At 51.5% G+C, this 23,716-nt stretch carries 20 protein-coding genes and 3 pseudogenes; 19 read left to right on the top strand and 4 right to left on the bottom strand.

Features of this window, described 5'->3' with window-relative positions; translation table 11 throughout:
• Positions 1-9 precede the first annotated feature (9 nt).
• From dprA to V8I28_RS01210, 6 genes are all read left to right on the top strand, one after another.
• Positions 10-903 (top strand): DNA-processing protein DprA, encoded by an 894-nt coding sequence (gene dprA, locus V8I28_RS01235; RefSeq protein ID WP_341778306.1) that lies wholly within the window; start codon positions 10-12, stop codon positions 901-903.
• Positions 904-1,036: 133 nt separating this feature from the next.
• A complete protein-coding gene (gene topA / locus V8I28_RS01230) occupies positions 1,037-3,148 on the top strand; it encodes a type I DNA topoisomerase (protein ID WP_341778305.1) in 2,112 nt (703 codons plus the stop codon).
• 213 nt (positions 3,149-3,361) lie between these two features.
• Positions 3,362-4,270, top strand: a complete 909-nt coding sequence (gene xerC / locus V8I28_RS01225) for a tyrosine recombinase XerC (RefSeq protein ID WP_445928170.1) — start codon at positions 3,362-3,364, stop codon at positions 4,268-4,270.
• A 14-nt stretch (positions 4,271-4,284) separates the two neighbouring features.
• A complete protein-coding gene (gene hslV / locus V8I28_RS01220) occupies positions 4,285-4,827 on the top strand; it encodes an HslVU peptidase proteolytic subunit (protein ID WP_168848589.1) in 543 nt (180 codons plus the stop codon).
• Between the two features lie 17 nt (positions 4,828-4,844).
• On the top strand, positions 4,845-6,257 hold the full coding sequence (gene hslU / locus V8I28_RS01215) for an ATP-dependent protease ATPase subunit HslU (RefSeq protein WP_341778303.1): 1,413 nt from the start codon (positions 4,845-4,847) through the stop codon (positions 6,255-6,257).
• Positions 6,258-6,457: 200 nt separating this feature from the next.
• On the top strand, positions 6,458-7,333 hold the full coding sequence (locus V8I28_RS01210) for an aldose 1-epimerase family protein (protein WP_341778302.1): 876 nt from the start codon (positions 6,458-6,460) through the stop codon (positions 7,331-7,333).
• 62 nt (positions 7,334-7,395) lie between these two features.
• Here V8I28_RS01210 and plsY read toward each other — a convergent pair whose 3' ends face one another.
• Entirely contained in the window at positions 7,396-8,019 is a 624-nt protein-coding gene (gene plsY / locus V8I28_RS01205; protein WP_341778301.1) for a glycerol-3-phosphate 1-O-acyltransferase PlsY, read from the bottom strand.
• Between the two features lie 273 nt (positions 8,020-8,292).
• On the opposite strand from plsY, the gene parE reads away from it, so the two are divergent.
• From parE to xerS, 9 genes are all read left to right on the top strand, one after another.
• On the top strand, positions 8,293-10,269 hold the full coding sequence (gene parE / locus V8I28_RS01200) for a DNA topoisomerase IV subunit B (protein ID WP_341778300.1): 1,977 nt from the start codon (positions 8,293-8,295) through the stop codon (positions 10,267-10,269).
• Between the two features lie 23 nt (positions 10,270-10,292).
• Positions 10,293-12,740, top strand: a complete 2,448-nt coding sequence (gene parC, locus V8I28_RS01195; RefSeq protein ID WP_341778299.1) for a DNA topoisomerase IV subunit A — start codon at positions 10,293-10,295, stop codon at positions 12,738-12,740.
• A gap of 152 nt (positions 12,741-12,892) precedes the next feature.
• Complete coding sequence (locus V8I28_RS01190) at positions 12,893-13,852, top strand: LysR family transcriptional regulator (RefSeq protein WP_341778298.1); 960 nt, start codon at positions 12,893-12,895, stop codon at positions 13,850-13,852.
• 34 nt (positions 13,853-13,886) lie between these two features.
• Positions 13,887-14,816 (top strand): manganese-dependent inorganic pyrophosphatase, encoded by a 930-nt coding sequence (locus V8I28_RS01185; RefSeq protein WP_341778297.1) that lies wholly within the window; start codon positions 13,887-13,889, stop codon positions 14,814-14,816.
• Between the two features lie 148 nt (positions 14,817-14,964).
• On the top strand, positions 14,965-15,540 hold the full coding sequence (locus tag V8I28_RS01180) for a matrixin family metalloprotease (RefSeq protein WP_341778296.1): 576 nt from the start codon (positions 14,965-14,967) through the stop codon (positions 15,538-15,540).
• 243 nt (positions 15,541-15,783) lie between these two features.
• Positions 15,784-16,233 carry a peptide-methionine (R)-S-oxide reductase MsrB gene (gene msrB, locus V8I28_RS01175; RefSeq protein WP_341778295.1) on the top strand — a complete coding sequence of 150 codons (450 nt, stop codon included), beginning with the start codon at positions 15,784-15,786 and terminating at the stop codon, positions 16,231-16,233.
• Between the two features lie 12 nt (positions 16,234-16,245).
• Positions 16,246-16,770, top strand: a complete 525-nt coding sequence (msrA, locus tag V8I28_RS01170) for a peptide-methionine (S)-S-oxide reductase MsrA (RefSeq protein WP_341778294.1) — start codon at positions 16,246-16,248, stop codon at positions 16,768-16,770.
• A gap of 45 nt (positions 16,771-16,815) precedes the next feature.
• Positions 16,816-17,265, top strand: coding sequence for an NUDIX hydrolase (locus V8I28_RS01165; protein WP_341778293.1), 450 nt, complete (start codon positions 16,816-16,818; stop codon positions 17,263-17,265).
• A 998-nt stretch (positions 17,266-18,263) separates the two neighbouring features.
• Complete coding sequence (xerS, locus tag V8I28_RS01160) at positions 18,264-19,328, top strand: tyrosine recombinase XerS (protein WP_341778292.1); 1,065 nt, start codon at positions 18,264-18,266, stop codon at positions 19,326-19,328.
• Positions 19,329-19,479: 151 nt separating this feature from the next.
• Here the strand turns inward: xerS and V8I28_RS13090 are convergent.
• Positions 19,480-20,083: pseudogene (locus V8I28_RS13090) on the bottom strand (IS30 family transposase); the annotation flags it as partial.
• A 394-nt stretch (positions 20,084-20,477) separates the two neighbouring features.
• Between V8I28_RS13090 and V8I28_RS01150 the strand changes: the two are divergent.
• Together V8I28_RS01150 and V8I28_RS01145 are read left to right on the top strand one after the other, a co-directional pair.
• Entirely contained in the window at positions 20,478-20,855 is a 378-nt protein-coding gene (locus tag V8I28_RS01150; RefSeq protein WP_341778291.1) for a nuclear transport factor 2 family protein, read from the top strand.
• Positions 20,856-20,881: 26 nt separating this feature from the next.
• The gene (locus V8I28_RS01145) at positions 20,882-21,316 is read left to right on the top strand and encodes an Rrf2 family transcriptional regulator (RefSeq protein ID WP_341778290.1); all 435 of its coding nucleotides are present in this window, start codon (positions 20,882-20,884) and stop codon (positions 21,314-21,316) included.
• 14 nt (positions 21,317-21,330) lie between these two features.
• Here V8I28_RS01145 and V8I28_RS13085 read toward each other — a convergent pair whose 3' ends face one another.
• Together V8I28_RS13085 and V8I28_RS13080 are read right to left on the bottom strand one after the other, a co-directional pair.
• Positions 21,331-21,459: a winged helix-turn-helix transcriptional regulator gene (locus V8I28_RS13085; RefSeq protein WP_445928166.1), complete on the bottom strand. Its 129-nt coding sequence runs from the start codon at positions 21,457-21,459 to the stop codon at positions 21,331-21,333.
• Positions 21,460-21,461: 2 nt separating this feature from the next.
• Positions 21,462-21,587 (bottom strand): annotated as a pseudogene (locus V8I28_RS13080) (winged helix-turn-helix transcriptional regulator); the annotation flags it as partial.
• Positions 21,588-21,752: 165 nt separating this feature from the next.
• On the opposite strand from V8I28_RS13080, the gene V8I28_RS01140 reads away from it, so the two are divergent.
• Both V8I28_RS01140 and V8I28_RS01135 read left to right on the top strand, forming a co-directional pair.
• On the top strand, positions 21,753-22,160 hold the full coding sequence (locus V8I28_RS01140; protein WP_341778289.1) for a nuclear transport factor 2 family protein: 408 nt from the start codon (positions 21,753-21,755) through the stop codon (positions 22,158-22,160).
• A 395-nt stretch (positions 22,161-22,555) separates the two neighbouring features.
• Positions 22,556-23,613: pseudogene (locus tag V8I28_RS01135) on the top strand (IS30 family transposase).
• Positions 23,614-23,716: the final 103 nt, after the last annotated feature.

Here is a 23,716-nt window from a genome sequence, read left to right as displayed (position 1 = left end):
GTTGATTCCATGCAACTGACACTTCGTGATTTTTTCATGCGGATAAATTTAGTACGGGGCGTTGGCCGGAAAACGGCGAATGCCTGCTGGCGGTGGTTAGACGGTCATCCCGAAATCACCGTGGTAGATAGCCTGGTGGTCGCACAAATGGCCGCGGACCTCACGCTCAACGCCGAACTGACGGCGGCGCTCCAATTGGATTTGTTCAGTCGTGAAACCAACGATACCGTCACGGAAAATCTGACCCACAGCGGCTGTATGACCATCGTCGACGCGGCGTATCCGGTCCAGCTCAGAGAAACCTACGCGCCGCCGCTGGCCCTGTACTTTCTAGGCGACCTCCGCCGGCTACGGGCGCCCCAGCTGGCCGTGGTGGGGTCGCGTAAGCCCACGGACTACGCTTTACGGGCCATGCGCCTGTTGTTGCCGCCGATCGTGGAACAACGAGTCTGCCTGGTCTCCGGTCTGGCGCAGGGCGTGGATACGCTGACTCATCAGGTGGCGTTGGCCCACCGGGGAACCACCATCGCTGTGATTGGCACCGGGTTAGACACCTGCTACCCGGCCGCCAACCGAGACTTAATGAAAACTTTAGCCCACCATCAACTCATCCTGTCGGAATATCCGTGGGGCACGCCCGGAGCCCGCCATCATTTTCCGGAACGCAACCGCATCATCGCCGGTCTGGCACAGAGCGTTCTGGTCATCGAGGCCGCACACCGCTCCGGCAGCCTAATCACGGCCAATATCGCGCTACAAGAAAATCGAAATGTGCTGGCCGTCCCGGGCACGATTGACGGTCAAAACTCGGTCGGGACCAACGAATTAATTTTAGCTGGCGCAAAACCAATCTTGAATTCCGAACATATAATGGAAGAACTTTTAGTTGACAAGTTACCCTAACTTGAAATACCATGAGTGGGATTATAGTGAAAAAATTAGCGAACGGATTGTTCGTCGTAAAAACAAGTATGTAGACGCGAGGCCACGCGTGCAACGGGGCTTTGTGGTCTGCCCACCGAGGGAGTAATGTGATTTGCCGACTAAGACCAAAGCGAAAGCTAGTACAAAGAAGCGGCGGAAACCGCAAAAAAAATTAGTTATCGTGGAATCACCGGCTAAAGCCAAGACCATTGAGAAATATTTAGGCCGCACCTACAAGGTTGTGCCTAGTCTCGGCCATGTCAGAGATTTACCTAAGAGTTCGATGGGGATCGACTTCGATAACAACTACGACCCGCATTACATTTCCATCCGGGGGAAGGGTGACGTCATCAAGGGATTGCGGTCCGAGGCCAAAAAAGCCAAGGCCGTCTACCTCGCCTCTGACCCCGACCGTGAAGGGGAATCCATCGCCTGGCATCTTGCCCACATTTTAAATCTAGATGTGACCGACAAGAACCGGGTAACGTTTAACGAAATTACCAAGGACGCCGTTAAGGAAGCCTTTAAGACGCCCCGTTCAATCGACATGAATCTGGTCAATGCCCAACAGGCACGGCGGATATTGGACCGTCTGGTGGGTTACTCCATCTCGCCGTTGCTCTGGAAAAAGGTTAAGAAGGGCCTCAGTGCTGGTCGGGTGCAGTCGATCGCCTTATCCTTGATTATCCAACGGGAAAATGAAATCAAGGCGTTCCAACCCGAAGAATACTGGACGATCGATGCCAACTTCAAGAAGGCCCGGCATACGTTTGGTGCCAGCTTTTACGGCCTCAACGGCAAGAAAGCCGGCCTGAAGGACAATGCCGCGGTGCAGGACGTCTTGGCCAAGCTCGATAAGAAGGGGAACTTTGACATCACCAACGTGGTACGTAAGGAACGGAAGCGTTCGCCACAACCCCCATTTACCACGAGTTCCATGCAACAGGACGCCAACCGCAAGCTGAATTTCCGGACGCGTAAGACTATGATGGCCGCCCAACAGCTCTATGAAGGGATTAACCTGGGCAAGGAAGGGACGCAGGGGCTCATTACCTATATGCGGACCGACTCCACCCGGATTTCCAGCATCGCCAAGCATGAGGCCTCCACGTTCATTCACGAGAAGTACGGTGCCGAGTATGCGGCAACCAAGCCCATCAAGGGCAAGCTGCCCGAGGGTGCCCAGGACGCCCATGAGGCGATTCGGCCCACGTCTGTCTTCCGGACACCGGCTAGCCTCAAGGAACGGTTGAACAGGGACCAGTTCCGGTTATACCAACTCATTTGGAACCGCTTCGTTGCCAGCCAAATGACTAACGCCATCATGGACACCATGGCCGTGACGTTGGAACAAAACGGCGTGACGTTCCGGGCCAACGGATCAAAGATGAAGTTCGAAGGGTTCTTAAAGATTTATAAGGACGGTAAGGAAAAGGATAATCTCCTACCCGACCTCGAAATCGGTGACCAAGTGAAATTGGCCAAGACCGATCCGGCCCAACACTTCACTCAGCCGCCGGCACGGTATTCCGAAGCCAACCTGATTAAGGCGTTGGAAGAAAACGGTGTGGGCCGGCCATCGACCTACGCACCAACGCTGGACACAATTCAACGGCGGTACTACGTCAAACTAGTTGGCCGGCGCTTCGAACCCACCGAGCTGGGGGAAATCGTCGATAAGATTATCAAGGACTACTTCCCCGATATCGTGGACGTGGGCTTTACCGCCGACCTCGAAGACGAATTGGATGGGGTTGAAGAGGGCAAGCAGGACTGGGTCAAGGTGATTGACAACTTCTACAAGCCGTTTTCTACCGAGGTGTCCCACGCCGAAGAAGCCATCGAAAAGATTCAGATTCGTGACGAACCTGCCGGCTTTGACTGTGACATCTGCGGGGCCCCAATGGTCGTGAAGATGGGGCGTTACGGTAAGTTCTACGCCTGCTCCCGCTTCCCAGATTGCCGCAACACGAAGCCAATCGTGAAGGAAATCGGCGTGGTTTGTCCCGTTTGCCACAAGGGCCAAGTCATCGAACGGAAGTCTAAGAAGAACCGGATTTTCTACGGTTGTTCCCGGTATCCCGACTGTGACTTCGTCTCCTGGGACAAGCCGGTCGGCCGTGATTGCCCTAAGGACGGTCACTACCTGGTTGCCAAGAAGATTAGAGGCGGCGTTCAGATCGTTTGTCCAAATGGCGATTACGAAGAAGCTCCACAAAAATAATGAAATAAGCATGCATCAAGGGTCCGGGATAAGGTTATCTCGGGCTTTTTTTGCCCCAAGACATGGCCGCTAAAAGCGACCCTCCCCAGTCACGTTGGCCGTCAGCCCCCTAATCCGCCATTTTTTGATGAGTTAGTTGTGTTTTTTAAGCGCGTTTGCTAGCATTAACACGTACAGGAGGTGTCAGCCGTGGCTTCAGCAGTCGAACAATTCATGACGTACCTGCAGGGGGAACGGCAATACTCACCCGAAACCGTCAAGGCCTATCAGGAAGACTTAGACGAGTTCAGCCAGTTTCTGCGCGATAACGGGGGCCTTAAACCCTGGACGCAGATTGACCAGCTGGACGTCGAAGTCTATCTCAGTGACCTCTACGATCACCACTACGCGCGAACCACGATTGCCCGCAAGCTCTCCACGTTACGCTCGTTCTACAATTTTCTGATGAGTAACGGGCTAGCGACAGACGATCCGTTTGCCTACGTCCAGCTCAAGCACCATCAGAATCACCTGCCACGCTTTTTCTACGAGCGGGAAATGACGGCGTTGTTCACGGCCGCCGCGGGCAACGCCAATCACCAACTGGCCACCCGCGATTCTGCGGTGCTGGAGATCCTGTACGGGACGGGTATCCGGGTCAGCGAGTGTGTCAACCTGACCCTGCACGATATTGACTTTGACAACCGCATCATGTTGATTCACGGGAAGGGCAATAAGGAACGGTACGTCCCATTCGGCCACTACGCCAGCGACGCTCTAACGACTTACGTCGACGCCGCGCGGACGCCCCTAATGGCCCAGTACCATCAGCAGCACGACTTTGTCTTTATCAATGCGCACGGCGGGCAATTGACCGCAGCGGGGGTGACCTACCTGCTGAATCAGATTATCAAACGCAGTAGCCTCACCACTGAGATTCATCCCCACATGCTGCGGCACACGTTTGCCACCCATTTACTCAATAACGGGGCGGACTTGCGGTCGGTTCAGGAACTACTGGGTCACAGTAGCCTGTCGACCACCCAAATCTATACCCACGTGACGCGGGAACATCTTCAACGCGATTATCGCCAATTCTTCCCGCGCGCCACCGAAGATCACGATCATTCGACACAATCATAAGGAGCGATTAACTAATGCCAGTAAAATTCGAAGCAACTACCATCTGTGCGGTTCGGCACAACGGTCACAACGCAATGGCCGGTGACGGACAGGTCACGATGGGAGAAAAAGTTATCATGAAGGGGACCGCCCACAAGATTCGGCGGATCTACAACAATCAAGTCGTCGTGGGCTTCGCCGGGAGCGTTGCCGATGCCTTTAACCTCGAAGAAAAATTCGAAGGTCAACTCAACGAATACAGCGGTAATCTTCAACGGGCCGCTGTCGAACTCGCCAAGCAATGGCGCTCAGATCAAGCCCTACAGAAGCTCGAAGCCCTGTTGATTGTCATGGACAAGGACGAAATGCTGCTGGTTTCCGGCTCCGGGGAAGTCATTGCCCCCGACGATGACATCTTAGCCATCGGTTCCGGTGGTAACTTTGCCTTAGCTGCCGCCACGGCCCTACACCACCACGCCAAGGATATGAGCGCCAAGGAAATCGCCGAAAGCGCCATTCACATTGCCGGTGGTATCGATATCTTTACCAACGAAAACGTTATTTCTGAAGAACTTTAATACTGGAGGACTGTACAGTGGACGCCATTAATAAAACACCTAAAGAGATTGTCGGCTTACTGGACCAATACGTCATTGGCCAGGATGAAGCCAAGAAGGCTATCGCCATTGCCTTACGAAACCGTTACCGGCGGATGCAACTGGATGCCGCCATGCAAGAGGAAATTTCCCCTAAAAACATGCTGATGATTGGACCAACCGGGGTCGGGAAGACCGAAATTGCCCGCCGGTTAGCCAAGATTGTTCACGCGCCATTCACCAAGGTCGAGGCCAGCAAGTTTACCGAGGTTGGTTACGTGGGCCGCGACGTGGAATCGATGGTTCGCGACCTGGTCGAGGTCTCCGTGGCCATGGAAAAACAAGACCAATTTAAGAATGTCCGGACCGACGCGACCCAAGCTGCAAACAAGCGCTTGGTCAAGCTGTTGGCCCCGGCGAAGAAGAAGGAAAACAAGAACAACAACGACTTCGCCAACATGATGAACATGTTCTCCCAGATGCAAAACGGCCAGATGCCGACCGCACCCAGCGAACAGGAAGAAGTCACTGACGAGATTCGTAATGAGCGTCTCTCTTTGACGGAACAACTCAATCAAGGGCTGTTGGAAAACCACACCGTTGAAATTGAAATGGACGATCCCCAACAAGCCGGCGCCACGGATAACAACATGCTGGGCCAAATGGGCATTGATTTAAACGACACCCTGGGCGCCATCATGCCCAAGAAGCGGATTAAGCGGACGGTCACGGTGGCCGAAGCGCGGGAAATCTTGGTCAGCGAGGAATCCGAGAAGCTGGTCAACAACGCCGACATCAACCACGATGCCATCAAGCGGGCCGAAAACACCGGGATTATCTTCCTCGATGAAATCGACAAGATCACCAAGGGCAGTGGCCAAAACAGTGGCGACGTCTCTCGTGAAGGGGTTCAACGCGACATTCTCCCCATTGTCGAAGGTACTCAGGTGAAGACCAAGTACGGAACGATTGATACCGACCACATTCTCTTCATCGCGGCCGGCGCCTTCGCCGAATCCAAGCCCAGCGACTTGATTGCCGAACTACAAGGGCGTTTCCCAATTCGGGTCGAATTAAACGACCTCAGCAAGCAAGACTTCGTACGGATCTTGACGGAACCGAACAACGCCTTGATTAAGCAATACATCGCGCTGATCGGGACCGACAACGTCAAGGTAACCTTCACGATGGAAGCCATCGAACGGATTGCCGAATTGGCCTTTGAGCTCAACCACGAGAACCAAAACATTGGGGCGCGGCGGTTACAAACCGTTCTGGAAAAACTCCTGGAAGACCTGCTGTACGAAGGGCCCGACATGGGGACCGGCGATGTCACGATTACCGAGAATTACGTCAACGATAAGATCGGCGACATTGTTCAAAACAAGGATTTATCACGGTACATCCTATAAACCGATGTGGGGGCCAGGACGATTGTCTTGGCCCTTTTTCGTGGGATACGGTATGATAGAGATTAAACGGGCCCGAATGAGGCAAGACGCGCGTGAAACCGATTACTTTTTCGGCGCACACGTGGTCATCTCGCCTCGGTACGCCAGTATTTGGGAGGCTTCGTGCCAAAGGGCCAGCAGAATAAGTGGGAGGAATTTCGATGATTACGTTGCACAACGATTACCTGACGGTGCAGATCAATCCGTTAGGGGCCGAATTAACCAGCGTTAAGGATAATGACAGTGGTTTAGAGTACATGTGGCAAGCGGATAAGGCCTATTGGGGCCGCCACGCGCCCATCCTCTTTCCCATTGTGGGGCGCTTACAGGATAACCAGTACCGCCTGAATGACCAGACGTATCGGTTGACCCAGCACGGCTTTGCCCGCGACCGGGAATTCACCGTCACCGAACAGACGGCGACTCGGGTGAGCCTGGAACTCACAGCCGACGCGCAGACCAAGGCCCTGTACCCACTGGACTTCATTTTGACGTTAGCCTACGAACTGGTCGACCATCAGCTGCGGGTCAGTGCCACGGTAACCAATCCGGCCACCGCGCCCATGGTCTTCTCGTTCGGCGCGCACCCCGGGTTCAACGTGCCTTTCGGCAGGGCCGCCGCGGACTTTACCGACTACCACGTGACCGTTTCGCCTAAAAAGGTCTATCAGCGCGTCCCATTGGTGGGGCCATACAGCGATACCCAGCATAGCGTACCCCTAGACCTCACGCAGCCGCTGGCCCTGAATCACGAGCTCTTTGCCCACGATGCGCAGGTCCTCACGCTGGACAATCACGAAACGACCGTCATGCTGAGTACCCCAGCGGACGACCACGGCGTTGCCCTGACGGTGGCGGCTCCGTACCTGGGCATCTGGTCACCGTACCCCAAGCAAGCGCCGTTCGTCTGTCTGGAGCCCTGGTGGGGGTTGGCCGACGACGTCCAAGCAACGGGCGACCTAACCACCAAGGTGGCCATTCAACGACTGGCCGGTGGGGCCGACTTTCACGCCGCTTACCAGGTGACTTATTTCTAACGTTTATTGGCTCATTAAAAAGGGCTCCCAACGGCAATAGTCGTTGAGAGCCTTCCGTGTTCTTATTTGGCGTGACGCTTCTGGTAGCCATGTCCGAATGGCACCAGGGATTCCGTTCCATTCTTAATCCGGACGATATTGGTTCGATGCCGGTAAAAGACGAAGATCGTCAGGACCAGGGCAATTCCGGTCAGGTACCAATCGTGAAAGCCTAGCGAGATCAGCGTGATTAGCGAAAAGGCAATCATGCTGGCTAGGCTGACCATGCTGGTCCAGTAGATCAGACTGACCCACAGGCCGGCCGCAATCACGAACATGATGGGATTGTAGGCCAGTAGCATCCCCGCTGAGGTTGCCACGGCCTTGCCCCCCTTGAAGTGGTCAAAGACCGAGACGGTGTGCCCCAAGACGGCAAATAAGCCGAAGAGTAGGGGCGTGGCCGTTCCCAAGATGGTGGTCACGTGCCCCCAGGTGGGCAGCAACGTGGCCACGGTTCCCTTCGCGATATCCAAGACCATGACCACCGTCCCGGCATAGGGGCCCAGCACCCGGTAAGTATTGGTCGTCCCAATGTTTCCAGAACCAGACTGCCGAATGTCGGTATGGAAGAAGGTCTTGCCCACCCAGACGCCATTTGGAATGGCCCCCAGCAGGTAGGCCACCATGAGTAACCCGATTAATTTCACACGTCATTCCTCCGCTCTTTCTCCCGGTGGCAATTCGCAATGCCTGTTTGCCACCACTAATAAGCTGCTCTATATTTTAGCATGTTTTCCGCGTTCCGCCAATTATATCAGGAAACTAGCCAGTTTTTAGTTTCCTGTGGTATGATAATGTGGTTACTGAAAACCCGCCCCATGCGATTTAAACGGTTCATTTGAACATACGTTCGCATTGCGGTAAACTAAAGGGTATCGTAAAGTTAAATCGAAACTAGTAAAAGTAAAGGGGATTTACGCATGGCGAAAGCACAACCTAAATATGACGATTCCTCTATTCAAGTCTTGGAGGGATTGGAAGCTGTCCGTAAACGTCCTGGGATGTATATCGGCTCCACCGACGGCCGGGGGCTTCATCACCTGGTCTACGAAATTGTCGATAACGCCGTTGATGAAGCACTGGCCGGATACGGTAAGGAAATCAACGTTACCATCCACCAGGACAACAGTATCACGGTCGTTGACCATGGCCGGGGTATGCCCGTGGGTATGCACGCCTCGGGACTACCGACGCCGGAAGTCATCTTAACGGTGCTCCACGCCGGCGGGAAGTTCGGCCAAGGGGGCTATAAGACCTCTGGGGGGCTGCACGGTGTGGGGGCCTCCGTGGTCAACGCGCTCTCCAGCTCACTGACCGTAACCATCGTGCGTGACGGGGTCCGCTATCAAGAAAAATTCGCCAAGGGGGGCCATCCCCAAGGCACGTTAGAAAAGAAAGGCAAGACGCGTGCGCATAGCGGGACCACGATTACCTTTAAACCAGACAGTCAGATCTTCACCACGACCGTCTACAACTTCGGCACCCTGGCCGAACGGTTGCGGGAATCGGCCTTTCTGCTCAAGGGCGTCAAGATTACCCTGACCGATGAACGCGAGGGTCAGGAGAAGGCCGAAGAATACCATTTCGAAGATGGCATCAAGGAATTCGTGAGTTATCTTAACGAAGACAAGGATACCCTCGGCGACGTGATGTACTTTGACGGCAAGAAGGACGGCATCGAGGTCGAAGTCGCCGCGCAATACAACGACGGGTACACAGAAAACCTCTTGTCCTTCGTCAACAACGTCCGTACCAAGGATGGCGGGACTCACGAGGTCGGTATGCGGAGTGGCTGGACCAAGGCATTCAACGAATATGCCCGCAAGGTCGGCTTACTCAAGGATCGCGATAAGAACCTCGAAGGAACTGATGTCAGAGAGGGCCTGTCCGCCGTCATTTCCCTGCGGATTCCGGAAAACCTTCTGCAATTCGAAGGGCAAACCAAGGAAAAGTTGGGAACGCCGGAAGCTCGGGCAACCGTGGATAGCATCATCAGCGAACAGCTGGGCTACTATCTCATGGAAAACGGCGACTTCGGGAAGATGTTGATTCGCAAGTCGACTCAGGCCCGCCAAGCGCGTGAGGCCGCCCGGAAGGCCCGTGACGAGAGCCGGAATGGCAAGCGTCACAAGAAGCACGAACGCCTCTTGTCCGGTAAGCTGACGCCCGCACAATCCAAGAATTCGGCGAAGAATGAACTGTTCTTAGTCGAAGGGGATTCCGCCGGGGGTTCCGCTAAGCAGGGGCGTAACCGTAAGTTCCAGGCCATCCTGCCGCTCCGGGGGAAGGTTCTGAACACCGAAAAGGCCAAGCTGCCCGACATCATGAAGAATGAAGAAATTAGCACCATGATTTATACCATCGGGGCGGGAGTCGGCGCCGAATTTAACATCGAAGACGCTAACTATGACAAGATTATTATCATGACCGATGCCGATGACGATGGGGCGCATATCCAGATTCTGCTGCTCACCTTCTTCTACAAGTACATGCGGCCGATGATTGACGCTGGCCGCGTCTACATCGCCTTGCCACCGTTGTATCGGATTAAGACGACCGGTAAGAAGTCCACGATCGACTATGCTTGGACCAACGATGAATTAGACCAGAAGACCAAGAAGATCGCCAAGCACGGCTACAACCTCCAACGGTTCAAGGGACTCGGTGAAATGGATGCCGAACAACTCTGGGACACGACTATGGACCCCGACAAGCGGACGCTGATTCGGGTCCAAATCGACGACGCGGCCCTGGCCGAACGCCGGGTTACCACGTTAATGGGTGACAAGGTTGAACCCCGCCGGAAGTGGATTGAAAACAACGTGCAATTTACGTTGGAAGACGATAACACCAGCCTGTTGGAAGCCTCAGAACCTGTGGATCCAACGACTAAATAACCGGTGAAAGGAGCACATCTTTCGTGAGTGAAGGACAAAAGATTCAAGAATTAACGTTAGAAGAAGTCATGGGCGACCGGTTTGGCCGGTATTCCAAATCCATCATTCAAGAGCGGGCACTCCCCGATATTCGCGATGGCTTGAAGCCCGTTCAACGGCGAATTTTATTTGCTATGAACAAGGACGGTAACACCTACGACAAGGGCTTCCGGAAGTCCGCCAAGTCCGTCGGAAACGTCATGGGAAACTTTCACCCCCATGGCGATAGCTCCATCTATGAAGCGTTAACCCGGATGAGTCAAGACTGGAAGGTTCGCGAACCCCTGGTCGAAATGCACGGGAATAACGGGTCGATGGACGGTGACCCGGCGGCCGCCATGCGGTACACCGAGGCCCGGCTCAGTAAGCTCGCCGGCGAAATGTTGCGTGACATCGACAAGGACACGGTTGAAATGGTCTTAAACTTCGATGACACCGAGTACGAGCCCACGGTCTTACCCGCCCGTTTTCCTAATTTGCTGGTGAACGGGTCCACCGGGATTTCCGCCGGATATGCCACGGAGATCCCGCCGCACAACTTGGGCGAGGTCGTGGATGCCTTGGTCTACCTGCTCAGTCATCCCAAGGCCACGCTCGAGGAACTGATGTCGTTTGTTCAGGGCCCCGACTTCCCAACTGGGGGCATCATTCAGGGGAAAGACGGAATCGTGAAGGCTTACGAAACCGGGCGGGGTCGGGTGGTCGTCCGTTCCAAGACGGCGATTGAACCCCTCCGTGGTAGCAAGAGTCAGATCATCGTGACCGAGATTCCCTACGAAGTCAACAAGGCCCAACTGGTCAAGAAGATTGACGAGATTCGCCTGAACAAGAAGGTCGAAGGCCTCGCCGAAGTCCGGGACGAAACGGACCGGGACGGCCTGCGCATCGCCATCGAATTGAAGCGTGATGCCGATGCACAGGGAGTCTTGAACTATCTGTTTAAGAACACCGAATTACAGATTACGTATAACTTCAACATGGTGGCCATTAACCACATGCGGCCGGAACACGTGGGCTTAAAGACCATTCTGACCGCCTATCTGGAACACCAACGCGACGTCATCACCAAGCGGACCAAATATGAGCTCCAAAAAGCTTTGGACCGGCAACACATCGTGGTCGGGTTAATTAAGGCCTTGTCCATTCTGGATAAGGTGATTGCGACCATTCGGGCCAGCAAGGACCGTCGTGATGCGCGCGACAACTTAGTCAGCGCCTATGATTTCTCCGAAAAGCAGGCGGACGCCATCGTGGCCCTGCAGCTTTACCGGTTAACCAACACGGACGTAACCCAGCTCCAAGCCGAATCCGACAAGCTGTCGGCGGCCATCGAACAGGACCATAAGATCTTGGCCGAACCCAAGACGTTAAATGCGGTGCTCCGCAAGGAACTCAAGGCCATCGCCAAGACCTACCGGAACCCTCGACGGACCGAGATCCAGGACAAGATTGAAGACCTCAAGATTAAGACCACCGTCACGGTCGCCGATGAAGAGGTCGTCGTCCTGGTCAGTCACGACGGCTACCTGAAGCGCTCAGGTGTCCGGTCGTATACCGCCTCCGATCCCGAGGACAATGGGCTCAAGGACGAGGATTACCCAATCTTTATGCAGAAGCTCAGCACGTTAGATCACCTCATGATGTTCACCAGCAAGGGGAATCTAATCTACCGGCCCGTCCATGAGATTAGTGACGTGAAGTGGAAGGAGACCGGGGAACACATTTCCCAGACGATTGGTCTCGCTAGCGACGAGGAAATCGTGGCCACCTTTGCCTTTAAGTCACTGAAGGAACCCGGACGCTTCCTGATTGCGACCAGCGACGGGTACGTCAAGCAGACGGCCTTTAGCGACCTGACGCCAGGACGGACGTATAAGAGCAGAGCCGCGGTTTACGAAAAGCTCAAGCACGACGATGCCCGCGTGGTTCACGTCAGCTACCTGACGGAACCCGTGGAATCGGGGATTCTCCTGATTTCAAAGAACGGTTACGCCCTCCGTTATCCGGTCGATGAGGTCTCGGTCAACGGGGCAAGAACCACCGGCGTCCGGTCCATGGACCTGCGTGACGATGACGAGGTGGTTAATTTGGCCCTGGTCACCGACACCGATACCATTGCGCTGGTCACCCAGCGTGGGGGCTTCAAGCGTTTGGCGATGAAGGAACTCTCCGTCACCAGTCGGGCGCGGCGTGGGGTCTTGGTCCTGCGCGAATTAAAGCGTGATCCGCACCGGGTCGTGGACTTCATGACGATTCCGGCCGGCAATCCGCCACTGGAAATCATGACCAGTCGCGAACGCACACACGACGTCTTACCAACCGAACACCCGCTGAGCGGACGCTACTCCAACGGCTCATTCGTGGTGGATACGGACGTGGAAGGAACGCCCGTGTCGCTGCGCGTCAAGCCCACCGAATTAGTCCTCGATTAGGTGATGTCGACCCGGCAACGCGTGGATTTGCGAGCGGTAATCGTTGCGCTTTCATTCAAAACAGCCTATTATAGAGATTAATAGTTACTATTAGGCTGACGTAGTTGTCGGCTAAGACGGTTCGTCACGCCAGTCATAAGGAGTAAATGCGGATGAAGACGAAGCAAGAGAGTATTTTTTCTTCTAAAACCCTGACGTATTTCCTGCAACTTGCAGAAACCATGAATTATACGCAGGCGGCCCAGATTCTGGGCATCACCCAACCAGCTTTAACCCAACAGATTAAGAAACTCGAACGAACGGTGGGGGCACCGCTCTTCTACTCCGTGGGCAAGAAGCTCCGGTTGTCGGATGCGGGCTACACCATGTTAGATGCGACCCACAAGATCTACGCCATTTTGAACCAGGCGACCGATGAGATTCAGCAGTCTACGAGTGCCACGCAGGGTGAAATTAACATTGGCTTGCTGGCTTCCATCGAGGACGCGGTCTTTGAAGATTTTGCCATCTTGTCTTACCAGAACAATCCCGAACTCAAGATTTCCTTTCACATGTTGACCCGAAAGGAAATCTGGGAGCGGCTGGAAAATAACAAGATTGATTTGGCGATCATGTACCTGCCGGACGATTCTATTAAGAATTGGAAGCCGTACGAATCCAAGAAGATTATTTCGGATGACCTGTTGTTTATTCACCACGATGAACAACTCGCCAAGAAACACCGGATTAAGTTCAAGGACACCACGGCCAACGTCTGGTCCATGTATCCGGACGGCTACTACCTGAATCAAACGATTCACGAGGCCTACAAGAACCAACTGGCTGATTTTCCCAAAGGGGTGGCCAACTTCACCACGCCAACCCAATTACTGCACTTTTCCATGCAGACCGGGGCGTCCACGGCGTTGCCTAACTCGTTTATGGTCGGGCAAGACGACTTGCCTAAGACCTGGACGGCGCACTTTGAGCCCAATATTCGCTTTGATTTAGCCTTTGTCTTCCGCAAGGGCAAGGCGGAGATCCCGCGCATCAGCCATTTTCTCGCGCAGTTTGATCGCTATCTCCACACCGACGATTACATTTCGCGCCTTAAACAATTGCGTAACAAATAACCTTAAAAATATGGATTAAAGGAGTTTTTTACTAATGAGTAAAGCGTTAATTTTCGGTCACCAAAATCCTGATACGGATGCCATCGTGGCAGCTAAGGCTTTTGCCTACCTCCAAACTCAAAAGGGCTACGACGTTGAAGCCGTGGCCTTGGGCGAACCCAACATGGAAACCAACTATGTGTTGAACCACTTTGACGAACCCGCTCCTCGGGTCATCAAGACGGCCTCAAACGAAGTCGACCAAGTTATGCTGGTCGACCACAACGAAGCTCAACAAAGTGTCAGCGACCTCGACAAGGTTCAGGTCACTTTCGTGGTGGACCATCACCGGATTGCTAACTTCCACACGGATTCACCCCTGTACTACCGGGCCGAACCCGTGGGGTGTGTCAGCACCATCCTGACGGAAATGTTTGACGAAGCTAAGATTGAAATCCCAGCTAAGTTAGCGGGCTTGATGTTATCCGCCATCATTTCCGACACCCTGTTGTTGAAGTCCCCAACCACCACCGATAAGGACCGCGAAGCCGTACGGGCCTTGGCCGAAATTGCCGACATCGACGTTCAAAGCTATGGGATTGCCATGCTGAAGGCCGGCACTAATCTGTCCGCCAAGAGCGACAAGGAATTAATTGATGGCGATGCCAAATCCTTCGACATGAACGGTCACAGCGTCCGGATTGGCCAAATCAACACGGTTGACCTGAACGATGTGCTTTCTCGTCAAGCCGGTCTGGAAAAGGAAATGAACGCCGAAATCGCCGCTGACGGTTACGACCTGTTCATCACCTTGGCCACGAATGTCTTGAACAGCGATTCCGAAATGATCGTTGCCGGTGAACCTAAAGACATCGTTGAAAAAGCCTTTAACGCCAAGCTTGAAGACAACCGAGCCAGCTTACCTGGTGTCGTTTCTCGGAAGAAGCAAGTGGTCCCACCATTGACCGATGCTTTTAACGCTTAATTTGGTTAATTTACAATAATTGGGACGCCCCGTGCAGAAACTTTCGCTGCGCGGGGCGTTTTTATCGCAACTTTTAACCGACCCGCATATAATACGGGTCGATGGTAGTCGTCAGGCATTTTCCTCTGATAAGAGAGAGGGATTTTGCATGACAAGAAGTACTTGGGGTCGAAAAATCGTAATGGCCATTGTTGCGATCAGTCTTTTTGTCAGCCAAGTTGGTGGTGCTGTGGCGTTGGCAGCCACCACGACACCGTTTGGACCTGAAAGATTCGCGCAGAACCATGCCACCTACGCCATTACCACCAAATCCGCTTACTACCAACGGATCTGGCGCTCGGCAATCAAGGCTTGGAATAAAACGGGGGCCTTTACCTTCAGGCTTGCTTCCAACAAGACGGCTCAAATTAAGTTGTCTACGGCTTCGGCAAGCCAAGCGAAGCGGTTAGGCAGGGACGTTGGTTTGACGGAATTTTGGGCGCGAAACGACTACTTCTTCAAGGTCGATTCGGAACTCAATCCGTCCTTGCTTCACAGCTACGGCTATTCTCGATCAGATGATTTACACGTTGCAGAACACGAATTAGGACACGCGATGGGCCTCGCTCACAACCCATCGAAGCATAGCGTGATGTACTACCAGAATCGGTCCGTTGGCATCCAACAGGTCGACATCAACGGGGTCAAGAAGCGCTATCTAACACCGGCTGGACAAGCCAGCTAATCAGCTGAATAGAAGGCAAGCGTCGATCCGCGAGGGGTCGGCGCTTTTTGTCTTAGCGGCTAAACGATCGGCCGCTGCAATGTTTCAACCATCAAGTCCATCAGAATCGCATCGGTTGGGGGTCAGATTAGTTAGGCAGATTAGTTAGGCAGATTAGTTAGGCAAATTAGTTGCCTTTTGGCCTCAGAGTCTTACACTAGAACTAAGGCAAAAGATTGTGTGCAATTGATTGGAGGAATTCGCATGAAACAACCCGATTCAGCAGCTGATTTGAAAGCCCGGCTAACTGCCGAGGAATACGCCGTGACACAGAACGCCGCGACGGAGCCGGCCTTTACCGGTAAATACGATGCCTTTTATGAACCCGGCATTTACGTGGACGTGGTGAGTGGCCAACCGCTTTTCAGTTCCACGGATAAATACGATGCGGGCTGTGGCTGGCCGTCCTTTACTAAACCGATCGACGCCGCCAACGTCAAGGAAAATACGGATCATTCGTTCGGGATGGTTCGCCAAGAAGTTCGGAGCTCGGATGCGCACTCGCACCTCGGTCACGTCTTTAACGACGGGCCGCAGGAAGCGGGGGGCTTACGCTACTGTATTAACTCGGCGGCCCTGAAGTTTATCCCGGCCAGCGAACTAGAGGCCCAGGGCTACCACGACTTTGAACAATTATTTCCGAAACAATCCTAAGGAGGTCCCGTTATGAGTGAAAAAGCAACCGCGATTTTTGCCGGCGGGTGTTTCTGGTGCATGGTTCAGCCGTTCGACACGCAGCCGGGCATCGAATCCGTGATTTCCGGCTACACCGGTGGTCACACGGTCAATCCCACGTACGCCGAGGTCGCCAGTCACACGACCGGCCACACCGAAGCCGTGAAAATTACGTTCGACCCGACCATCATCAGCTACGCCGACCTCGTCGAGATTTATTGGCGGCAAACCGATCCCACCGATGCCAGCGGTCAATTTCAGGACCGCGGCGACAGCTACCGGCCCGTCATCTACGTGAATAGTCCTGAGCAACGTCAAATCGCCACGGCCTCTAAGGCTAAGCTCGCCGCCAGTGGTCAATTTGATGCGCCCATTGTGACAACCATCGAGGACGCCCAACCGTTTTATCCCGCGGAGGAAGAACATCAGGACTTTTACCGCAAGAACCCGTTTCGCTATCAGATTGAGGAAATGGGCGGTCGTGAGGACTTTATTCGTCAAAATTGGCAGGCCTAACTGTCTAGGTGTGCGTTACAATTAAGGGTAAAGGATGGTGACGTCATGAGTTACGTGTTGGATTTACGGCAAAAAATGGGCTCGCAGCCGCTAATCGTCGTGGGCGCCGCGGCCTTGGTATTACGCGCGCAACAACTCTTACTGGTTAAACGAACGGACAATGGACTCTGGGGCTTGCCGGCCGGTTCCAAGGAACTCGCCGAAGACCTGGCAACGACGGCTAGTCGTGAACTGCGTGAGGAAACCGGCTTAATCGGTCGACAAGCAAAATTGCTGACGGTGGTTAGCGGTCCGGGCATGCAGTATACGTATCCCAATGGCGACCAGATTGATTCCGTGACCACGGTTTACCAACTGACGGCGACCGGCGAGTTGTATGCGGACCAAACCGAAACCAGCAGCGCCACATATTTTCCATTGGACGCGTTGCCAACAGAACTTACGCCAATCACGCGGCGGATTTTACAAGCGCTAAGTCGTGAAGGCCAAATTTAAATACGAGATAAGGGCTCAGCGTGATCGGTAGGTTGAAGAACCAGATTGCGTAAACGCCCTTATTTTTTGGATTTTAATCTACTTTCGATAATATATATTATGTAAAGTAGAGAATGAAATAAACTTCCACCGTGAATTTTGGTGGTGCCCCCATTCCACTTTAATTGGTCACCACATTCACTGACCGAATCCGGCTGCGACTTTCTAGCCGGCTTAACCCGCCAGAAGCTGTCGAAGTAAATAAGGTTCTTCATCAAAGGTCGCTGCAAATTTTTTCGTCTGGCGTTCTCGACATGGCTAACCACTCACCGCTTCACCGGTTGTGGTCGTTAGACCGTTAGAACAACGCCAATCAGCTTTATTTTGAGGCGCATTCTGCGTTAATCTCGTGGTCAGGTCTCCATCTGATTGCTGAACGTGTGCTCAGAATCGACGTCTAAAATGGCCGCCTAGGACCGCTTGATTTAGCGACTGGTCGAGGTCTCGTCTCGGTCGATTCAGATGCTGACAACGTGAGCGCTGGACGACCGATCACCAGTCTAAGCTGGACTGGCATACTTAGGGCTTGGCGGTTAATGTTAATCGCCGCCTGGGTAATTCTAGCCAATTCAGATAAAGCCGTCGCTGGCTTCAAAGTTGACCGGTATTGCGACTTACAACCGGCTTTCAAGTCGACTCTCAGGACTTAAAAGCCGCGATAAACGTTGTTATACCGGGATTCGTTGCCAATAGTCGGTCAATTCAAAGAAAACCGTTGTCAGTCAGGGCAAATTGCGTTAAATGCCGCCACAACGGTGGTTTTGCTACCTGATCGTGCCATCCGTTGACTTGGCAAGTCTTAGGTGACCTAGGTTTTGGCGATAATTAATATGGCAATTACTTTCATTAAAACAAATATTTTAAAGATAGTAGTCCACAAAAATTAAACGGGGGACTTGCTAATTTTTAGATTCCCCGGTATCATGGTTAATGAGAACATATGTTTGGAGGCCACTTCTATGGAAAAACAACATTATTTAAAATTAATCGACGAAGAATTGGCCACGGCACCCTGGTACGTTCAGGAATATTATCAGGCCAAGGCCACAATTCCCCTGTCGCCAGCCACCCTATACCAATACCTAACAGAGTTCCGGCGCTTCTTCAACTGGCTGATTAGCGAAGGCTTGACCCCCGCTCAACGCCCCGCCGACATTGACATTCAGGTCTTGGCGACATTAAAGAAAGAAACCGTTGAGCTGTATAAATCGGCCCTGCTGAACCAGACCAAACTGACCGGTGCTCCTGGCAGTCGCACCCACCCCACGATCAATCGGTCACTCAATGCCCTCTCCTCACTCTTTAAATACCTAACCGAGGATACGGAGGACGACCACGGCGAGGCCTACTTCGACCGCAACGTCATGCACAAGATTGCCCTGGTCCGCACCAGCGAGACCTATGCCACCCGAGCAGCCAACCTCAAGACCAAGCTCATGCTGGGGAATACCGACCACGACTACCTAGACTTTATCGATCAAAAATATGAGGCGCTCCTGTCGCCGGCCAAGAAGCGCTACTTTCACCGGGACAAACGCCGAGATTTGGCCATCAACGCCCTGCTACTGGGCAGCGGGCTGCGGGTCTCCGAAGCGGCCAACGCCGACCTGCGGCATCTGAATCTCAAGACCGGGACGATTGGCGTCATCCGTAAGGGCGGTCAACGCGACACCGTCCCGATTGCCCCGTGGACGCTACCGTACATTCAGGACTACGTCGACCATCGTACGGCCACTTACCACGCCCTCAGTGGCGACCGTGCCTTATTTCTCAGCAATTATCGCGGTCAGGCCTCGCGAATGCAGGCCAATTCCATGGAAAAGATGGTCGCCAAATACTCGGCGGCGTTCAAGGTCCGAATTACCCCCCACAAGCTCCGGCACACTCTGGCTTCCAAGCTCTATCTAGCCACCAAGAACGAACAGCTCGTGGCTACCCAGCTTGGTCAGAATTCGACCAGTGCAACGGGGTTGTACACGCATATTATTGATGAGGAGCAACGGCAGGGTTTGGAAAAAATGTAATCGCGTAAAAACGCTCAAGGTATTCAGGCCTTGAGCGTTTTTCTATGCTAGCTACTTTGATTTCTGATCGCAAATTGCAAGAACAAGTTAGCCACTGAGGCCAAATACTGATACCAAGGGGTTCTCAGGGGCTTGGAGAGGAGCAATACGCCTAGCCGAAGATGCCGACGAAGCGCTCAGCTGGCGTTTGGAAACCCAGTTGGGACGAGGCAAGTTGTTTAGCTTGTCGGCCGCCCTGGCAACGTCAGCTGGACTGATAGCGTCGAGAGACGTGCCCTTAGGAAAGTACCGGCGAATCATACGGTTATGGACCTCGTTTGAACCGCGCTCGCTGGACGTGTAAGGATGTGTAAAGTAGACTGGGGCAACTATGCCATGACCTGCGGAAGGGTCGCAAACTCAGGACCATTGTCCGCAGTAATTGATTTGATAATGGGCCCGTACTCAGCGATGATTGACTTCATCGCGTAGGCCACTGAATCGGCGTTGCGACCATCAATCAAGCGGATAATTTGGAAGCGCGTCTGGCGTTCGATCAACGTCAAGATGACACTCTCTTGACCATCGCGCTTCCCGACGATTGTGTCGATTTCAAAATGTCCGAACGCCTCACGAGAATCCACTTCCGCAGGACGTTCCTCAATACTTTGACCCAATAGGCGCCGATACTTGTGGGCGGTGCTCACGTGCTTTGGTGGGCGACGGCTTAACTTCTCAGCAAGATCTAGGTTACAGATCTCTAGGAACCGTTTATCGTGGTTAACTTGATTATAAAATTCGCCAAAGAATTATTTTCAGTTAATTAAAAACAATTCAAAAGACAAGGTCTGCAATCGGACACGTCATAAAAAAGTGCTATTTTAAAAAAATCGAATAAAAGTATTGCCTTGGTGTTAACACTGCTGTTGTCATTACCTTTTTGACTGTTTAAGAATAAAGTTCAGAAAAATTTACTTTTAAAAGCAGAAAATAAGTAAAAAAATTTTCCAGCCGTTTTTAATTTTACTTTTTTGCTAAAAACACACATAAATTTTGATTAATTATCTACATTTTTATATCAAAACTAAAATTAATCTGTTGACATTAAAACAACAGGTGTTATGATATTACTTGTGCTTAATAAAGCAACAGATAAAGAGGTAATTGATTATGACAAACAAACAACGTGCTCTTGACTATATGAATGCTGTGTTCACTGAAAAGGATATGGATAAGGTTGAAACCTTCTTTGGTAATGACTGGACTCAACATAACCCTTCCGTAAAAAATGGCATTGAAGCTTTACGAGGTGTTTTGACCGATAACGAAATGAATTGGGAACCTAGTGTCGTGATGGAAGAAAGCGACATTGTTGCGGTACACGGAAGATATACAAACTTTTTTGGCAAAACAATGATTGCTGTTGATTTCTTTAGATTTGATGACAATGGAAAAATTAATGAACATTGGGATGTTCTACAAGAAGAAGTTCCAGCTGAAAAAACTGCAAGTGGAAATGCAATGTTTCCAATTAAGCCCAGTCGTTAGAAACAATTTTAAGGAGGTACTTTTACATGAAGTATTCATATAAAGTCAGTGACGCAATCCATATCTTAGCCTATGTAAGTATTGTTCCAGCCGGCAATCTTAGTAGCAATACTATTGCTGAAAGTATTGAGTCCAATGCAAGTGTCGTAAGACGTTTAATGTCTAACTTAAAAGATGCCGGTTTACTGGCCAGCACGGTAGGTGCCGCAAGGCCACGGTTGGCGAAACCAGCTTCTGAGATTACATTATTAGATGTTTTTAAAGCCGTTGAAACTAATCATGATATTCTTCATGTAGATCCGCGTACTAATATGGACTGCCCGGTTGGTGCTAACATTCAGCAAACATTAAATGACGCTTACGATCGGATTCAAAGCGCTACCGAAAAAGAAATGCAAAAAATTACGGTTCAAGAAATTATTGACGGTATTCAAAAGCGCCGTCAACAAAATATTTCATAATAGATTAAACATTTTCATGATTGTTTCTCACGCACTTGGTGTCCCCAGTCACCCAAAGCAAATAATGCTTGATCTAAATGACGACCGACAGTCGTTAACCGGTATTCAACTTGTGGCGGTACTGAATCGTACTGTTGTCGCACATCTAATCTAGTTTTTGCAGGTGCTTCAACTCATTAGAAAGTGCAATTGGCGAGATGCCTGTTACACGTCGCTGTAACTCATTAAATCTAATTGGCTCATCTTTTATGAGTTCCCAAATAATACGAAGGCGCCACTTTCCTTAGATGATTTCCAAAGCGAATTTTGTATCACAGTTTTCCATAATATTCTCCATTTCTTACCTACTAAACTTTTTTTAGTACTTGTTCAGTGCATGCCCACTATTTACAATAAAACTGTTAAGATAGTCAGTCAAATTCAAGGAGGAATTACAATGTCACAAGCAGCTAAAACTTTAGAGAATTTCTTAAACGCAATCTCAAAAATGGATATCAAAAGCGTTCAAGACATGTTTGCTAACAATGTTACTCAATTTGTCCCATTTGCTCCAGCCGGAACACCTGATAAAATCGAAGGTAAGGAAGCCGTTGCCAGCACTTTCGGTAGCTTACCACAAATGTTTAAGAACATGGACTACAGTAATGTAGAAATTGTTGAAACAAATGATGATAACTTTGCGATTGGCTTTGCTCATGCAGATGCTACACTAGTTAACGATACGCCGTACGATCAAAACTACGTTTTCTATGTCCGTACAAATAATGACGGCTTAATTAGTGAATATCGCGAGTACATGAACCCAGTTAAGCTGGGTGAAGCTATCGCACAATTGACCAAATAATCGTTACGACTCAAACAATATAACTAAAAAACGGAACAGGCAAACTCACAAGCGAGTAATTGCCTGTTCCGTTTTGTTTCAGTTTCGTTCTTATGACGACATTCTAGCCATTCGCTGATAAAATTATCTGAACCAATCCATTCAATCTTACCCTTTTAAGTGGTTAATCTCACAAACAACATCTCCACTACTTAGAACATGAAGATTTTGGTGTACTGTATAATACTGAACTTCATTTTATGTAATCATACAATGAGCAACTAAATTAAATGTAGAAAAAACGGACTTTATTTTGACGGCGAATTTTATAATCAAGTTTGCCACTTAGAAATCTAGACCAAAATAAATACGCCAAGACGTAAACCTCAGGTATCATTGGAGTTCCTACACAAACAATGAAAGAGGTCTTCGTCTTGATGCAAGAACAGCTTACCATGAATCGCCCCAAGGGTCACCATCTAACTTTGAAAGAACGTGGAAACATTGAGGTCTACTTCAACCATGACGGCTATTCTCGCCGTAAAATAGCTGATTTGATTGGGGTCAGTCACCAGACCATCAGTAACGAGATCAGACGAGGCTTGGTGTCCAATAAACAGCGGGTTAACGGCAAGGAACAGTACTTTGAGGTCTACGTTGCGGAGCTTGCCGAACGACGCTATCACGAGAAACGGGTGGCCTGTCACCGGCCGTACAAATTCACCCAGGTGGCGGACTTCCTGACCTTCTTTGTGGAGCGCTTTAAGACCGACGGCTGGGCACCAGACGCCGTGGTCGGTCGCGCTAAAGCGCTTGGCCTCTTTCGACCGGAAGAGATGGTCTGCACCCAGACATTTTACAAGTACATCGATAAGCAATTTCTCGAGGTCTGTAACCTGGATCTTGCCGAGAAGCTGAGCCGTCGCCCACCAAAGCACGTGCGCACCGCCCACAAGTATCGGCGCCTATTGGGTCAAAGTATTGAGGAACGCCCTGCGGAAGTGGATTCTCGTGAGACATTCGGGCATTTTGAAATCGACACAATCGTCGTGAAGCGCGATGGTCAAGAGAGTGTCATCTTGACGTTGATTGAACGCCAGACGCGCTTCCAAATTATCCGCTTGATTGATGGTCGCAACGCCGATTCAGTGGCCTACGCGATGAAGTCAATCATCGCTGAGTACGGGCCCATTATCAAATCAATTACTGCGGACAATGGTCCCGAGTTTACGACCCTTCCGCAGGTCATGGCATAGTTGCCCCAGTCTACTTTACACATCCTTACACGTCCAGCGAGCGCGGTTCAAACGAGGTCCATAACCGTATGATTCGCCGGTACTTTCCTAAGGGCACGTCCCTCGACGCTATCAGTCCAGCTGACGTTGCCAGGGCGGCCGACAAGCTAAACAACTTGCCTCGTCGCCAACTGGGTTTCCAAACGCCAGCTGAGCGCTTCGTCGGCGTCTTCGGCTAGGCGTATTGCTCCTCTCCAAGCCCCTGAGAACCCCTTGGTATCAGTATTTGGCCTCAGTGGCTAACTTGTTCTTGCAATTTGCGCTTGATTTCTAGTCACATTC

The sequence above is a fragment of the Levilactobacillus sp. HBUAS70063 genome, from assembly GCF_038374745.1.
In the GTDB taxonomy this organism is placed as follows: domain Bacteria; phylum Bacillota; class Bacilli; order Lactobacillales; family Lactobacillaceae; genus Levilactobacillus.
Note: the sequence above shows the minus strand (reverse complement) of the source record. Positions and strands in the feature narration are given on the sequence as shown.